We start from the raw sequence: 16,913 nt of genomic DNA on the forward strand, positions 1-16,913 counted from the left end.
ATGAAGAGGTGGGCTAGAAACTCGCTTATCTATATGACCTATAAACGAATAACAGAGCTTAGCTTTTATATTTGTTAATAAAATTATCAATATAAATAATAACTTAGAGAATATTTATTGTTGAGCTGGCATCACGATAAAGAGAATAATCATGAAAGAAAAAAATGCAACTTATCCATGCCTAGTATGTGGAAAATATTATTCCTTAAAAAATCTTACCCCGATGGGAACAGTGAGAAAAGTCATTACTGAAGAGATTGCTAAAGATATTCCAGACTGGTCACCTGACCATTATATTTGCCAGACAGACTTGACCAAATATCGCATACAGTATGTTCATGCATTGTTAAAGTCTGAAAAGGGTGAAGTCACTAATCTTGAATATGAAGTGATCAAGAGCATGCGCCATCATGAGCTGATTACCAAAGATGTAGAAGCCTCCCTGGAGCAAAAGTGGACTTTTGGTGAAAGATTGGCTGATAAAATTGCTTCTTTTGGTGGAAGCTGGTCATTTCTGATCTGTTTTACTATTTTTATTACCCTCTGGATCGGAATAAATACGATAGTTATCGTAACCAAACCGGTTGATCCTTATCCCTTTATTCTTTTAAATCTGATACTTTCCTGTATTGCAGCGATTCAGGCGCCGGTCATTATGATGAGCCAAAATCGGCAAGAAGCCAAAGACAGATTGCGTTCCCAAAATGATTATCAAATTAACCTCAAAGCTGAACTTGAAATCCAGCATTTACATGAAAAACTGGATCATCTTCTTCAGCATCAGTGGGAAAGACTGGCTCAGATACAGGAAATACAACTCGATCTGCTTTCTGAGATGAGTAAGAAGTATTGAGTATAGGAGCCTGAAACCTTTGTAGTATTTAGTGGATTGAATACGCATAAAAAGCCCACATCAGTGTGGGCTTTTCTAGCTTAGTTGTTAAATATAATAACTGGTCTTGGTCATTAATTTAGAAATGCCGGTCATGGCAATTTTGACCGGTAAAGGTAGATCTACACCACCCGCTGCTAATGCTGTATCACGGTGATGCAATTCATCTTCATTCATCTGTTCCAGAATACGGCGTGAACGCTCATCATGCGGTGGTAACTGGCTGATATGGTGTTGCAAATGCAGGCTGACCTGACGTTCTGTTTCAGCAACAAAGCCAAGGCTGTATTTGTCGCCAGCAATTCCGGCAATGGCACCCATCCCAAAAGAAAGACCGTACCAAACCGGATTCAGCAAGCTGGTATGACTTTCTAATTCTTTTAAACGATCTTCACACCAGGCCAGATGATCCTGTTCCTCAATTGCTGCCTGTTCCATTTCACGACGGACATTTGGCAGTTTGGCGGTCATCGCCTGACCATGATAAAGCGCCTGTGCACAGACTTCACCACTGTGATTCACCCGCATCAGACCCGCAACATGACGAGCATCAGAAACTGCCAGTTGGCTATCAGTATTTTCAGCAGGATTAGTGCGCTGTGCAGAAGTCGTACCTGGGACAAGACTACGTAATGCCTGGTCAAAAGAATGAATGAGCTTATCGACACCTGTAAATTGACGCATGCATTAATCCTCCAATGATGCTTGTGCAGAGTTGATCATCGGTTTAAGGCGCAGTAATAACCATAAGGTAAATATGCCGCTTAAGACCGCTGTAATACAGAAAAGTATTTTAAGATCAAACTTTAAGACACTTAAAATGATAATCGAAAATATAGCAGAAGATACCATGAAAACAGCATTCAGAATGTTATTTGCTGCAACCACCCGCGCACGATGTGAGCGGGGAGAATGTGCCTGCATCATGGCATACAGTGGAACAATATAAAAACCACCACTGATACCCAATAAGGTCACGGCAAACATCACATGGTAATAGCTCCAGCCCTGACGGAATACATCTGCCAGACCCAGCAGTTCGCCAGTACGCTCAGGTATAAAAGCCATGCTGACAGCCAGATAAATGGCAAAGACGGTCAGTCCAACTGCACCAATTGGCACCATACGAATATTAACTTCAGTCCCACCTAATCTACGGCATAGATAAGATCCCAAGCCAATCCCGATCGAGAAGAAAGTCAGCAGTAAACTTGCAACATTTTCAGAAGCATGCAGGTTCTGCAGGGTCAGTTGTGGAATCTGGGTTAAATAGGTCGCGCCGTAGAACCAGTACCAGGAGTTGCCAAGCAGAATCAGAAAGATCAAAGGCAGGCTTTTGGCATATTTCAGGGTTTGAAAACTGGTACGGAAAAAGTTCCAGTCAATTTGAATATCAGGTGCAGGAATGCTTTGCTTTAAAATAAAGCGGCTTGATAAATAACCGATGATGGCAATAACCACTACGGTTAAGCTGATCCAGAGTAAATTGCCAGCCGATGCTGCAATCACCGCACCCCCCAGAATCATACCGAATAGGATCGCCAGGGAAGTTCCAGACTGAAAGAGTGCATTACCTGACATCAATTCCTCTTTCTTGAGCACTTCTGGCAAAATTGCATATTTAATCGGACCAAAGAAAGTCGATTGCGTCCCCATTAAGAACAGCGCAAACAGTAGAATCCATAGATTACCCATCAGGAAACCGATAGTACCGAGAATCATCACCACGATTTCCAAGATCTTTAAATAACGAATCAATTGGGAACGTTCATATTTATCGGCAATTTGTCCGGCAGTCGCAGAAAAAATAAAATAAGGCAAAATAAAGAGTAATGCAGCAAGATTATTTAAGGTGCTAATGCCCGCACTTTGCTGAATCCATCCATACGTAATGACCAGTAATAATGCCTGTTTAAATACATTATCATTTAACGCCCCGAAGAATTGCGTCAAAAACATGGGTAAAAAGCGACGAGAGCCTAACAAATGTTCGTTATTGTTCATATTGGACGTGCTACATTAAGATTTATTAAGAAATGTCAGTGATGCGTGAACATCTTGAAAAATCATGTAAGATACCTTTGACCACGGAAATGGCAAAATCCTATAGATTCAAGTTTCTTAGCTTATATTTTTCGGTCAAATAATCAATTAAAGAATGTATTTGTTTAGAGTTTGCTATGCCTGCAAAAATAAAATTTAAAGAAACGATACTGAGTCAGAGCATGAGTCCACTCATATCTGCACCTACAGGCAGCTGCCTGTGCATGAGTATTTTCTTGATGATGTTGGCCCAACATGGCATGGCACAAACTCCAGAAACGGAAACACCCGTGGCAGTTTCACAGGCGGAAATGATTGATGAACTGTCTAAGCAGGCGGTGCAACAGGGTGTAGCTAATTCCGAAGACGAAGCTGCCGAGAAAATTGAACAGGCTTTGCAGCCAGAAAATGAAATAGACAGCCTGGAAATGCTGCAACAGCAGGAACAGCAAGGCGCACAGCTGGATGTATTTAAGCCGATTGAGTTTGAAGACCTAGAAGAATTACCGGTTCAACCGATTGATCAGGCGATGGCGGATGAAATTTACCGAGTGGCTGAGCAAGCCAAGCAGGAAGCACAAAGCTATCGCCAGACCCAGCAGACAGAAACCGTGGTTGCCGATATCAGCCAGCAGGAACTGGTGGAAATCAATCAGGCGCCAGTCAATGTTGATCAGCTGATGCAAAGTATTCAGTCTGACAGCCAGATCATTGTGCAGGCGAATGAAACAGGCAGTACCTTGCCGGAAATTCCTCCGCAGCAACTTACGCCAGCAGATGACAAGAAACCGAATATTTTTAAACGACTTTTTTATAAAATCCGTCCGCCACGCCAGATCATGACAGCTAGTGTGCCGCGGATTGATGCAGACGTGGTTATACGTAATGGTGAAAGCAGTACTCAAACGAGCAATGGATTAAGTTCGGCTGCACGTATACAGGCCTATGAAAACCTGGCAGAGAATATTGAAAATAAACTGTCGAGTTTCACTCAGGAATCCTTTAGCGATTTTCCATCTGCATTGCCACAATTACGTAGTCTGTCTAACCAGGCTGCTCAGGCAGTTGGCTTCTATAATACCGAATTCCGTTTTGAAAAACTTTCTGAATCACGCGTCAGGGTGCATGTAACTCCGAATGAGCCAGTCATCATTCAAAGCCAGAACCTGGAATTTACCGGTGCTGGTGCTGAGCAACCACAGTTCCAGGTCATTAGTGTATTGCCAGATCAGGAAGTGGGTGATGTGTTTAATCATGGTGAATATGAAAAAACCAAGGAGCGAATTGTCGAAGCAGCGAGTAATAACGGCTACTTCGATGCGCACTGGCGGCTGCATGATGTCAAGGTCGCACAGCCACAGAATACGGCAGAAGTAAATCTGCGTTATGAAACTGGCGATCCTTATAAACTTGGACCGGTGACCTTCCGGATGAGTGATCCGGATGAGGAATTCCCGCTAGATCCAGATATCTTGCAAAGTCTGGTGCCTTGGGAAGATGGTGCCGATTACCGTTTCTGGCGGGTAAACACACTAGCCAATAACCTGACCAACTCACGATATTTTAACTATACCCTGGTTGATGCGGTGAAACCGGACCCAGTTGAAGCGGAACTTGAACTGGCACCTGATCTGCAGTTGCTGGTCGATCAGCAAAAAATCTCTGAAGGGGTTTTGGCCCAGGAGAAAAAAGCCGAGGCTTCTTCCAGGGAAGTTACCCAAAACGTGGTTGATGAAAGCCAGTTTGCTGGTAGCCGTGAGGAAGAAAACCCGGATGTACGCGCCATGCGTACTGCGCAGGAAACCAAGGCCAATGAGCAGGAACGTTTAAAAGCCCAGGCACGTGAAGAGAAAGAGATTCCGGTAATTGTGACTTTGAATGCTGACAAGAAAAACAGCGCTGAAGTCGGTCTAGGTTATGGAACCGATACCGGGACACGTCTACGGGGTCAGTACCGCCGTGCCATCGTTAACAAACGTGGACATTCTTTTGATGCCAACCTCGAGCTTTCAGGAATCCGTCAGTCTATTGATGGTCGCTATAATATTCCATATAAACACCCGCTCAATGATTACATCAGTATTGTCGGTGGTTATGAGCGTGAAGAACGTGATGATGTTGCACAAGGTGATGGACTATTGATCGAATCTGCCGTAATTGGTGCTGATCGTTATATTAAAAATCCACGAGGAAGCTGGCAGCATACTTATGGCGTACGTTACCGTCTGGATCAATTGACTCAGGATGGTACTGTGAATGCTGATGATATTCCGGATGCCTTCCTGGTCAGTACTGCAGAAACCCAAGAGTCTTTATTATTCGGTTATGAAGTTGCTCGTACTACCAGTGACCGTCGGGTAAACCCAACCAAAGGCTTTAGACAGACCTATAAGATTGAACTGGGGAGTGAGGCGCTGTTGTCCGATGCTGATATGGCCATTGCCAATGCTGGCTGGCGCTTTATCTATTCACTGGGTGAAAATGCTGATCATCAGTTTGTCGGTCGTGCCGATGCAGGCTATATTTTTACTGAAGATTTTACCAAAGTACCGTATAACTTAAGATATTTCACTGGCGGTGACCAAAGTATTCGTGGTTTTGACTATAAGAGTCTGTCACCAGAAATCGATGGCTTTAAAGTAGGTGGACAGGCCCTGGCCATTGGTTCCTTGGAATATAATTATCAATTCAGGGAAGGCTGGCGTGCGGCAGTATTTGCAGATGCCGGAAATGCCTATGACAAGGACTTTAGTAATCCGACTGAATATGGGGTAGGTCTTGGCGTGCGTTGGGCATCGCCAATTGGTCCGATTCGTATTGATGTGGCCTCAGGCATTTCGGATGATAACCATCCAATCCGCGTGCATTTCTTTATTGGCTCACAGCTATAAAACAAACTGATTAAAAATTTTAGATATTTGGGAAGAACATGGTCGAGAACCAGCAACCACAAGAAGCAGAGCCGGAAAATACGCCTTTACCTAAAAAGCGCCGTATTTTAAGAAGCATCTTACTGTCGGTGCTGTTTTCTATTCTGTTTTTACTCGCGGCACTGGCGATCATGTTCTCGACGGATCGTGGCAGCAAGTTTTTACTGGATCAGGTATTGCAACGTCAGCAGATTATTCATTATGAATATGAAGGCGGTAATCTGTGGCGCGGCATTATTGTGCGCAATGTGCTGGTGACGCTCAAATCGGTTGATGTCAAAATCGACCGTGCCGATGTCATTCTAGGCTGGCGGGCAATTCTCAAACGGGAAATTCATTTAAATAATGCAGATATGCGCAATCTGCAGGTCATTAGCAAGAATCCGCCAAGTGATAAGCCGTTTTCTTATAATGATATTCGTTTGCCATTTGTATTGCGGGTCGATCATCTGGATCTGGATCACCTGCTGATTAAAACACATAGTTCCTCAGTTGATTTTTATGATGTGGTGATTAATGAGGGACTCTGGTCGGGAACTAAGCTGACCTTCGAAAATTCGCGTATGAATATGGGCTATCTGTATGTTTATGATGCCACGGGTGATATGGACTTCCATGGTAAATATCCACTGAATGCGACCGGCGTACTGAATATTCCATCATTAAACAATAGTCTGAATATTCGTGATATTCGTATAGCAGCCCGAGGTACCTTAGAGACTATTGAAGCCGGTGTTGCCACCTATACGCCAGACTTGCTGACTGGCTGGGCCGTGATTCATCCGATGAATTCACATGTGCCGATGTTTGGTAAACTTAAATTTGAGCAGTATCACTGGCCAATATTGGAAGATCAGAAACTATTCTCCAAAGATGGTATGGCGGAATTTAATGGTGATATCAAAAAACTGAATATTAATCTCAATACAGACCTGAGCGGCAAGGATATTCCGGAAGGCCAGTACAATGCCATGATGCATACCGATCTGGTCAATCAGCTGAATATTACTGACTTTAATGGACAATTAATGAAAGGTTCGGTCAGTCTGGCAGGTATGGTCGGCTGGCATGATCAAGTGACCTGGGATGTGTCTGGCCGTGTGAATCGTCTTAATCCTAAAGATAAAGTGATTCCACAGGTCGTGCAGGACTTTCTGCCACCAAGTCTGGATGGAAATATCGCTTCTAAAGGCACATTGGAAAAAGGTTTACACCTGACAGCGCTGGTTGATTTCGATCGTTATGAAACTTGGAACATCAAGCTGGATCAGAACGAAGCGAAAAATAAAAAAGCCCAGCCGATGCTGATGAATGTGGCATGGAAGAATATCGACCGTGCAGTGCCTTATGTAGGCTGGTTAAAGAGCGAATCCGGAGATGTAAATCTGGCACTAACCGAAGGTCAGCAGGACATCTTTGTAGCAACGCAGGTGGCTGCCCATGAGCAAGGTATGCTGCCAACAGGTATGTATCAGGCGAAACTGAATCTGAAGAATAACATTCTCAAAGTGCCAAGCTTTAGTTATGCTGCGCAAAGTGGTGGCCTCACCGGTAACGCCGTAGTAGAACTGCCGGATAAAAAACGCCAGTTAAAATGGAGCGCTGTGCTAAATGCCAAGAATCTGAATACGCAGGTACTGGCAGCGGCATCACCAGTCGATCGCCTCAATGGTCGCGTTACAGCGAGTGGTTATGCCAAGCCAAATCAGCAGATTATCAACTTAAAAGCGATTGATCTGACAGGACGCCTTGCTGGTCAAAATGAAACAGTGCGACTGACCGGTAGCAGTACGGCAGCATTGTTATTCCATGATGAAAAACGGGGCGGTGGCTTCAAGGGCTATGCAATCAATTATGATGGCAATTTAAATGCCAGCCAGTTCGCTGCAAGTAAAGGTTTACTCAAATTCAAGGTATCCGGTACACCTGAATTATTGAAAATCAATGAATTCAGGCATGATGGTATTGCCGGCAAGATCAATGCCAGTGGTCTGGTGAACCTGGCGAATGGTTTTGGCTGGGATATTAATGCTTCACTGGTTCGCTTTAAGCCACAATATTTTGCTTCCAGTGTCAAAGGTGAGCTATCGGGAAATGTGAAAACCCGTGGCGTATGGTCAGATGCGTTGAAACGTATTCAGATTGAACGTCTGAATCTTGCCGGAATACTGAATAACAAGCCGGTACGTGGTACAGGTAATCTGTCGATGATTATTGATAACAAACAGAGCGGATTTGTACCACAGCAGTTTGAAGCCAATAATCTGTTCCTGTCTTATGCCAGTAACCAGATTCAGGCAACCGGTAATGCACAGAATCTTCAACTCAAGGTGAATGCGCCAGCGCTCTATGAGTTATATCCAGGACTGCGTGGTCGTGCATATGGTTATATCAATATGCAGGCGCAGCCACGTTTGCGTGCTTCAACCAACCTGGCAGTTGATGATTTTGCCTTTAATAATCTGTTTAGCGTGCAGAAAATCCGGGTACAAGGCCAGTTGCCAACTTCACAAAGCACACCAACCTTGCTCACCGCAACCATGGATAACCTGCGTAGTGGTAATCGTCAGATTACCCGCGGTGAAATATCTCTAGCTGGGACACGTGCAGCGCATATCTTAAAAGTTCAGGCAGAAAACAAACTGTCCAAGTTTTATGTACAGTTGGCCGGTGGTTTTAATGCACAAAACAACTGGCTGGGGCAGATCCAAAATGGTGATTTCGATTCCCTGCGTACGCGTCTGGTACAGCGTCAGAATGCCTCTGTGATCTATAACACAGCACAGTCAGATCTGTTTGTCGGTGCGCATTGCTGGATGAGCCAGCAAAGTCAGTTGTGCTTTGACCGGCCAATACGTGTCAACAAGACACGTGGTAGTGTCTCATTCCAGACCCAGAACCTGGATCTTAATGATTTTAGTGCGTTCATGCCTGAAGGGCTGGCAATTACCGGTAAGGTCAATGGCTACGCGCGTGCAACATGGGCGCAAGGTGCGAAACCGAAGATTGATGCGCGACTTGTCACCCGAAATGGTGTGGTGGGGCTAGCTGCTGAAGATCCGCAATATCTAGGGCAGACCCTGAAATATGATGAAGTCGGATTGGTCGCGAAAAGTGTTGCAGATGGCTTGCAAATTCGTCTGGATGTGAAAACACCGGATATCGGAACGGGATATGCCAATGTCATTATTGATCCATATCGTGACAGTAAACCGATGCGTGGTGAAGTCGCTTTTAACGAAGTACAGCTAAAAGTATTCAAGCCATTTATTCAGGATGTGCGTACGCTGGAAGGCACCTTATCTTATGCGGGTAAGATCGGCGGTACACTAACCCAGCCATTATTAAACGGTGAGATTCGCGTAAAAGATGGGGCGATCAGTATGATTTCCCTGCCAGTGAATCTGACCAATGTGCAACTGTATTCATCTGTACGTCAGGATTCTGCGACAATTAATGGTGCATTTAACAGTGGTCGTGGTGTAGGCCGCTTGACTGGTTCGGTGGACTGGAAAAACGATCCACGTGTTCAGTTACGTCTCAAAGGTGAAAATCTGCTGATACGCCAGGCACCACTGATTACAGCTGTCGTCACGCCAGATTTGGCTTTGGACCTTTATCCATTTAACAAGAAACTCAGTCTGAATGGTTCAATAGAAGTTCCACGTGCTTTGATTTCTATGCCGGAAGCGTCTAAACCAGTTGTTAATATTTCTTCAGATGTCCGTATTGTACAGGAAGGTCAGGATCAGCTGGCAATTCTAAAATCAGCACGTCCATGGGATATTCGTGCTGATGTTGCGGTGTCACTGGGTAACCAGGTGATCTTCCAGGGCTTTGATAGCCGTATTCCATTGATTGGACGGGTCAACCTGTCTCAACGTGGTCTGGAAACAGCGATGCGTGCCAATGGTGCGATTGGTGTGTCCCAGCGGGTAAAAATCGAAGCGTATGGTCAAAGTCTGGATCTGAACCGTGCCATTGCCCGTTTTAACGGTCCATTGTCTAATCCGACCCTGGATATTGATGCCAACAAATCTGTACAAGGTAGTGTCGTAGGTGTACGTGTTACCGGTACAGCCTCAAGTCCTGCTATTCAGGTGTATAACGATGCCGGCTTGTCTGAACAGGAAGCATTAAATGCCTTGATCACCGGCCGGATCAATGAAGGTAGTTCAGCATTAAGCCAGTCTGAAAGTTTCAGGTCTGATGTTAACAATACCATTGCCGCTGCGGGGATCAGTTTGGGTCTAGGTGGTACCCGCGCATTGACCAACCAGATTGGTCGTACTTTTGGTTTAAGTGGTCTGGCATTGGATGCACAGGGTACAGGCGATGATACCCAGGTATCAGTTACCGGTTATATTACGCCAGACCTGTATATTCGCTATGGTGTAGGTGTCTTTACCCCCGTGAATAAACTGACTTTGCGTTATCAGATGAATCAGCGTCTATATCTGGAAGCGAGTCAGTCTCTCGAACGAGCCATCGACTTGTTCTATAACTGGCGTTTCTAAAAGAAAAAAAGCCCTTCAAGTGAGGGCTTTTTTTAATTGTGGAGTTGAAGCAACTCTTGTCTTTTTTAAATGATAAAGATGTATAACATTTCTAGCCTTGATGTCGGGTCCCAATCTGTCATATCTATGGGTTAAGTATATTGAGTAAAGGAACACATATGACCAATCTATCAGAGCAATCAGATAAAGATGTTACGCCACATAAAGAATCCAACGATGATAAGGGTAATCAGGCTTCTTATAAGAATGTTAAGCCTGAGAAAAAACCCAATGCAGAGCCTGAAAATCCGCTAAGAGAGCAAAAATAGACTGTTCTCATCTAAAAAAGCCTTCTTTATGAAGGCTTTTTATATTCGAAAAATAGCCTAAGCTATATTTTAAACCTTATTACTTGCGCTAAAAAATAAACATAACAGGAGATAGAACCTAAAGTTTATTCATTAAAAGTGTCATCTAATGCCTGTTGTACCGCATCGACACGTGTCTTACAGGCTTTATAGGCTGCCATGGATTCCTCAACAATCTTCATCAGATTATCAATATCAGGTTCCTGCTGGGCATCCAATAATTCCGCATTCCGTTTCAGAATTTCATAGCCTTCTTTAAAGCTTAAAGTATTGTCATTATTCATGTGGATTTACCTGTGTGATAGTGGCTACAAAAATTCCATCCTGCATTTCGACCTGCACCTCATTTTCAAGTTCATGGACTGAACGCACAGCATGACTTTGTTGACGGACGATGGCATAGCCTTTGGAAAGTACTGTTTTCGGATTCTGGATCAGCGTTTCACGTAACAAGGCTTCAATCTGTTGTTGTGCAATTCGGGTTTGCTGGCGGGCCAAATTGCTGATATTAGATTTCAATTGAGTAACTTCTTTGAAAGCATCCGAGACTTTGGCATTGGCAATACTTTGAATCAATGTCATCAATTGATCATTCTGGTTTTGATAGGCCTGAATCTGCTGCCGGGAACTACGCTGAATAATTTGCAGATTGGTAATGACATCCTGCACACGCTCCACAATGTGATTGCGAATCCCAGCGATGACTTTACTCGGGGTATCATAGGAACGATGTGCAATTTCATCCAGAATGGTCCTGTCTTTTTCATGACCAATACCAACCCAGATTGGCACACTACGCTTACACAGTAGGGCAGCCAGTTCATAATCATTCAGGTAGGCCAGATCATTGACTGCACCACCACCGCGGATAATCACGATTAAATCAGGCGCCGTTGTGTAATCTTCTGCCCACTGTTTCAGCCCTTGTGCCAGGCTTTGGCGAATACTTTGTGGTGCAGTATTTCCCTGAAAAGTCGCCGAGTGATAAACAAACTCGCATACCTGTGCATCCGCTAGTGCATCTGCATCCTTTTTAAAGTCACCTAAACCAGCAGCATTTTCAGGAGCAATCACCAGAATCCGGTTTAGGTCGAATGGTGTTGGTAATTGCCGGTTGCGTTCAATCAAACCTTCTGCCGTGAGTCGTTGTACGATTTCCTGATAACGTCGGGCGATATCACCGAGGGTATAACTGGAATCTATTTCAACGATATTCAGGGAAAAGCCATATTGCGGATCAAAACTGGCTTTGACCTTAATCAGAACATTTAAATCACGACTTAACTCAATCCCAGTTTCCCGTTCAAACGGGGTCACAATTTTCTGTGCAGCAAATTTCCAGATGGTGGCACGGCAACTGGCAATCACCTGATCATTGTCAGGATCTTTTTCTGCCAGTTCCAGATAGTAATGACCTGCCTTGATATTCAGGTTGCGTATCTCTGCCTTGACCCATACCGGTGTATCGAAGGTGAGTTTAATCACCTCTTGCACGGTAGAGAGATATTCCTTAAGCGAGAATTGGGGATCTTGCATAGCCGCAGAAAAGTTTAAAATTCAAGCAAATTTTAGCTTAAACCTGCCTATCACTCAAACCAGATTGCTAAGTATTCTTGTGGCTTAATTGCAGCAGGGCAATATAAAAGCATCATGATTTATCGCTGAGAGTAGCTTCAGCATTGATTTACATACATTTAGATAAACTTTCTTGGGTATGACTATGTTAAATTAAGTCGGAATGGTCCTTTAGAAGAAGATCGCCAATGAAAAGAATCATGCATCTGGGCATGTTGATCGCCGTATTAACAGGATGTGCAGCACAGCAGCCGGAAGAAACACCGCGTATTGGCATGCCGAATCCTGCCAGTGCTTATTGTGTGGATCAAGGTGGGAAGCTTGATATCCATAATGAAGTAGATGGTCAGGTGGCCTATTGCCATCTGCCAGATGGTAAAGTGGTGGAGGAGTGGGCATTGTATCGTAGCAATCAGGACATCTGTCTGTCTGAAGCAGCACATAGTCTGATCGGTCAGTCTGGTCTGAGTGAAGCGCAAATCAAAGCCAAAACCAAAGCTAAAATTGTGCGTATGATACAACCGGGACAAGCAGTAACTATGGATTTCCGTGAAGACCGTGTTACGGTCACCGTAGATCCAAAAACTGGGAAAATTGTTCAGTCCAGCTGTGGTTAAATCATTTTGACAACAAAGCCCTGTAGAGGGCTTTTTTGTTGCAGCCGGACTTGGCAAATTAAATGACAAATGCGCTGTGATCTTTTATATTGCCCTGCGTAAGGAGAAGTTCATGAAAAAGTTATTTGCTTTATCTGTTTTGGTGGCTTTGGCTGGCTGTGCCGAAAAGAAACCACTCACCCCTGAAGAGCAGTGGCAAGGTTATTGTCGTAGTGTGGGCAATGCTGCACGCAGTATCATGCTGGACCGTCAAAATGGCATTGAGAAAGAAAAAGCTGTTGAACATGCCAGCAAGGTTGAAGATGAAACTACCAAAGCATTCGTCATGACCATTATTGATGACGTCTATAAAATGCCATTGGATGAAATCACCAAAGATGTGAAAGAATCGCGTGAAAAAATCCGTGCTGAATATACTGAAAAATGTATTGCGACACCGCATGACGAATTGCCAGATTATAAACCGTTCTAAGGAACGGTTTTTTTTATAGCTTTGCCATATTCAAATTATTTTATGCAAGCGTGAAGAAGTTATTTATCTGACTGCTGATTTCTTATAAAAATAGCCTAAGCCTTTTGTACAATTTGTGACAAATTCTAAATCTAAAATATAGCAATACTTATCTAAATATCGAATAATGAAAATATCTCCAAAATAATTAGAAAGGAGCAACATTATGAACGTTGTGGGATATTTACATCATGCAGATCTGTTGCTCGAAGATGAACAGGGCATGGCGATCATTGGTGGTGGAAACTACGTGCTAAGCGTTGGTGATAAAGTCAGTTTAAAACGTATTCTCGATCAAAATAAAAAACTTTATCTGGTGCATATTTCCTTTGCCAGTAATAATCATAACGGCACCTACGAAGACCAATGTGTACTCAAATTTGAAGGCTGTCGTGATGCATTTAACCAATATTTGAGCACAAGCACAGTACACTAAGGTGGAGTATCTTTTTTCTTATAACTCAGGCAACATTCGTGTTGCCTTTTTTATAAGTGAAATTCAGCTAAAAGTGCTCAATTGGAGCTTAATTTATGCAAGAAAACAGATTTTTGATTATCAAATAATCATTATGCACATCATTTATTTACAAAATAATGAGCATCACAAAGAAACACTTTACTTGCATTAACTTTTAACTGGAATTTTAGTAAAATTTGAGAGTCCATATTATTTGTGAAGCTTTATAAAGTAGGAATTCACAGATAATTTTTTAAAAAAGAGGAATAAACCGTGCTAGAAGCTTACCGCCAACACGTTGAAGAACGTGCCGCACTCGGAGTCCCACCGAAGCCACTTGACGATGCTCAAACTGCTGCATTAGTTGAATTATTAAAAAATCCACCAGCGGGTGAAGAAGCATACCTAGTTGACTTGCTTGAAAACCGTGTTCCTGCAGGTGTTGACCAAGCTGCATACGTAAAAGCTGCGTTCTTAGCTGCATTGGCAAAAGGCGAAGCGACTTCTCCACTAGTTTCTAAAGAACGTGCGGTTTACTTACTGGGCACTATGCTTGGTGGTTATAACGTTGCTCCTTTAGTAGAACTTTTAGACGACGCTGCACTAGGTGAACTTGCTGCAGAAGCGTTGAAGAAAACTCTTCTTGTATTTGATGCGTTCCATGACGTTGCTGACAAAGCACGTGCAGGCAATGCAAATGCGAAAGCAGTTCTTCAATCTTGGGCTGACGCTGAATGGTTCACAAACCGTAAAGACGTTCCTGAAGAAATCAAACTGACAGTTTTCAAAGTAACTGGCGAAACGAATACTGATGACCTGTCTCCAGCACAAGACGCTTGGAGCCGTCCAGACATTCCATTGCACGCAAATGCAATGTTGAAAAACGTACGTGATGGTATCAACCCAGAAGTTCCTGGTGAAGTTGGTCCATTAAACCAGATCAAAGAACTGATCGCGAAAGGCAACCAGGTTGCTTACGTAGGTGACGTTGTTGGTACAGGTTCTTCTCGTAAGTCTGCTACTAACTCTGTGCTTTGGTTCTTCGGTGACGAAATTCCGCACATTCCGAACAAGAAAGAAGGCGGTTACTGCTTAGGTTCTAAAATTGCTCCGATTTTCTTCAACACGATGGAAGATGCTGGTGCGTTACCAGTTGAAATCGACGTAGCAAACATGAACATGGGCGACGAGATCACCCTTAAGATCGACAAAGCTGCTGCTAAAGTAACTGCGTTCAAAGACGGCGCGCAAATTGCTGAAGCAGATCTTAAAACTCCAGTACTTCTAGACGAAGTTCGTGCCGGTGGTCGTATTAACCTGATCATTGGTCGTGGTTTGACTACTAAAGCGCGTGAAGAGTTAGGTCTTCCTGTTTCTACACTGTTCCGTACGCCTGTACAACCTGCTGCAACTGGCAAAGGCTTCACCCTTGCTCAGAAGATGGTTGGTCGTGCTTGTGGTCTTCCAGAAGGTCAAGGTGTTGTTCCAGGTACTTACTGTGAACCACGTATGACAACTGTTGGTTCTCAAGATACAACAGGTCCGATGACGCGTGACGAACTTAAAGATTTGGCTTGCCTAGGCTTCTCTGCTGACCTGGTAATGCAATCTTTCTGTCACACAGCTGCGTATCCAAAACCAGTTGACGTTCAAATGCAACACACGCTTCCTGATTTCATCATGAACCGTGGTGGTGTTTCTCTACGTCCAGGTGACGGTATTATCCACTCTTGGTTAAACCGTATGCTTCTTCCGGATACAGTTGGTACTGGTGGTGACTCACATACTCGTTTCCCAATCGGTATTTCATTCCCTGCGGGTTCTGGTCTGGTAGCATTCGCTGCTGCAACTGGTGTTATGCCACTTGACATGCCAGAGTCTGTTCTTGTGAAGTTCAAAGGTAAAATGCAACCTGGTATCACACTACGTGACCTGGTACATGCAATTCCTTACGTAGCGATCCAAGAAGGTGACCTGACTGTTGAGAAGAAAGGTAAGAAAAACATCTTCTCTGGCCGTATCCTTGAGATCGACCTGACAGAAATGGAAACTGACCTGACTGTTGAGCAAGCATTCGAACTTTCTGATGCTTCTGCTGAACGTTCTGCTGCTGGTTGTGCGATCACGCTTTCTGAAGAGAAAGTTGCTGAATACCTACGTTCTAACATCACTATGCTGAAGTGGATGATTTCACAAGGCTATGGCGATGCTCGTACTATGGCGCGCCGTGTTGAGAACATGGAAAAATGGTTGGAAAATCCATCACTTCTTAAAGCTGATGCTGATGCTGAATACACTAAAGTGTACGAAATCGACCTTTCTACAATTACTGAACCAGTTCTTTGCTGCCCGAACGACCCAGATGATGCAAAACTTCTTTCTGACGTTCAAGGCGTGAAAATTGATGAAGTATTCATCGGTTCTTGTATGACTAACATCGGTCACTTCCGTGCAGCTGGTAAACTTCTAGACAAAGTACCTGGTGGTTCTTTATCTACTCGTCTATGGTTGGCTCCTCCAACTCGTATGGACGAACACCAATTGATGGAAGAAGGTTTCTACAATACTTATGGTAAAGCGGGCGCTCGTACAGAAATGCCAGGCTGTTCATTATGTATGGGTAACCAAGCACGTGTAGCTCCGAACACGACTTGTGTATCGACTTCTACTCGTAACTTCCCGAACCGTCTAGGTCAAGGTGCGAACGTTTACCTGGCATCTGCTGAGCTTGCTTCTGTTGCTGCTGTATTGGGTAAATTACCTTCTCCAGAAGAATACCAACAGTACGCTGCTCAAATCGACAGCATGTCAGCTGACATCTACCAATACTTGAACTTCGACAAGATGAGCGAGTATACAGATGCTGCTAAAGATATCGATACGAAGAAAATTGCTGCTGCTCAATTAGCTTAATGAGCGAGAAGGAGAAAAGCCGAAAGGCTTTTCCTGAGCGCAAGAGTAAATGTATGATTTACTTTGAAAATTAAGTTATAAGTAGTTTAAGATAAGGGCTGAGTAATCAGC

General features: G+C 43.8%; 12 protein-coding genes. 8 read left to right on the top strand and 4 right to left on the bottom strand.

Going from position 1 to position 16,913, the window contains the following annotated elements:
• The first annotated feature begins 151 nt into the window (after positions 1-151).
• Entirely contained in the window at positions 152-853 is a 702-nt protein-coding gene (locus FSC11_RS06390; protein WP_163165796.1) for a DUF1003 domain-containing protein, read from the top strand.
• Positions 854-940: 87 nt separating this feature from the next.
• Here FSC11_RS06390 and coq7 read toward each other — a convergent pair whose 3' ends face one another.
• Both coq7 and FSC11_RS06400 read right to left on the bottom strand, forming a co-directional pair.
• A complete protein-coding gene (coq7, locus tag FSC11_RS06395; RefSeq protein ID WP_004815744.1) occupies positions 941-1,576 on the bottom strand; it encodes a 2-polyprenyl-3-methyl-6-methoxy-1,4-benzoquinone monooxygenase in 636 nt (211 codons plus the stop codon).
• 3 nt (positions 1,577-1,579) lie between these two features.
• Positions 1,580-2,896: an MFS transporter gene (locus FSC11_RS06400; RefSeq protein ID WP_163165798.1), complete on the bottom strand. Its 1,317-nt coding sequence runs from the start codon at positions 2,894-2,896 to the stop codon at positions 1,580-1,582.
• A 176-nt stretch (positions 2,897-3,072) separates the two neighbouring features.
• Here FSC11_RS06400 and FSC11_RS06405 point away from each other — a divergent pair, with 176 nt between their 5' ends.
• From FSC11_RS06405 to FSC11_RS16120, 3 genes are all read left to right on the top strand, one after another.
• Positions 3,073-5,826, top strand: coding sequence for an autotransporter assembly complex protein TamA (locus FSC11_RS06405; protein WP_163165800.1), 2,754 nt, complete (start codon positions 3,073-3,075; stop codon positions 5,824-5,826).
• Positions 5,827-5,864: 38 nt separating this feature from the next.
• Positions 5,865-10,382 (top strand): translocation/assembly module TamB domain-containing protein, encoded by a 4,518-nt coding sequence (locus tag FSC11_RS06410; RefSeq protein ID WP_163165802.1) that lies wholly within the window; start codon positions 5,865-5,867, stop codon positions 10,380-10,382.
• Positions 10,383-10,540: 158 nt separating this feature from the next.
• Positions 10,541-10,690 carry a hypothetical protein gene (locus FSC11_RS16120; protein ID WP_004892982.1) on the top strand — a complete coding sequence of 50 codons (150 nt, stop codon included), beginning with the start codon at positions 10,541-10,543 and terminating at the stop codon, positions 10,688-10,690.
• Between the two features lie 125 nt (positions 10,691-10,815).
• Here the strand turns inward: FSC11_RS16120 and xseB are convergent, their stop codons facing one another.
• Positions 10,816-11,013, bottom strand: coding sequence for an exodeoxyribonuclease VII small subunit (gene xseB / locus FSC11_RS06415; protein ID WP_071320036.1), 198 nt, complete (start codon positions 11,011-11,013; stop codon positions 10,816-10,818).
• Positions 11,006-12,265 (bottom strand): exodeoxyribonuclease VII large subunit, encoded by a 1,260-nt coding sequence (gene xseA, locus FSC11_RS06420; protein ID WP_163165804.1) that lies wholly within the window; start codon positions 12,263-12,265, stop codon positions 11,006-11,008. The genes xseB and xseA overlap by 8 nt, the downstream gene beginning before the upstream one ends.
• Before the next feature lie 227 nt (positions 12,266-12,492).
• Here xseA and FSC11_RS06425 point away from each other — a divergent pair, with 227 nt between their 5' ends.
• The 4 genes from FSC11_RS06425 (at position 12,493) to FSC11_RS06440 (ending at position 16,802) form a co-directional block, all read left to right on the top strand.
• Positions 12,493-12,921, top strand: a complete 429-nt coding sequence (locus FSC11_RS06425; protein WP_163165806.1) for an I78 family peptidase inhibitor — start codon at positions 12,493-12,495, stop codon at positions 12,919-12,921.
• 112 nt (positions 12,922-13,033) lie between these two features.
• Positions 13,034-13,393 carry a hypothetical protein gene (locus tag FSC11_RS06430; RefSeq protein WP_004892990.1) on the top strand — a complete coding sequence of 120 codons (360 nt, stop codon included), beginning with the start codon at positions 13,034-13,036 and terminating at the stop codon, positions 13,391-13,393.
• A 205-nt stretch (positions 13,394-13,598) separates the two neighbouring features.
• On the top strand, positions 13,599-13,868 hold the full coding sequence (locus FSC11_RS06435; protein WP_005222398.1) for a hypothetical protein: 270 nt from the start codon (positions 13,599-13,601) through the stop codon (positions 13,866-13,868).
• A 294-nt stretch (positions 13,869-14,162) separates the two neighbouring features.
• Positions 14,163-16,802, top strand: a complete 2,640-nt coding sequence (locus tag FSC11_RS06440) for a bifunctional aconitate hydratase 2/2-methylisocitrate dehydratase (protein ID WP_163165808.1) — start codon at positions 14,163-14,165, stop codon at positions 16,800-16,802.
• The last annotated feature ends 111 nt before the right edge of the window (positions 16,803-16,913 follow it).

The organism is Acinetobacter schindleri (genome assembly GCF_010918895.1).
Taxonomy (GTDB): domain Bacteria; phylum Pseudomonadota; class Gammaproteobacteria; order Pseudomonadales; family Moraxellaceae; genus Acinetobacter; species Acinetobacter schindleri.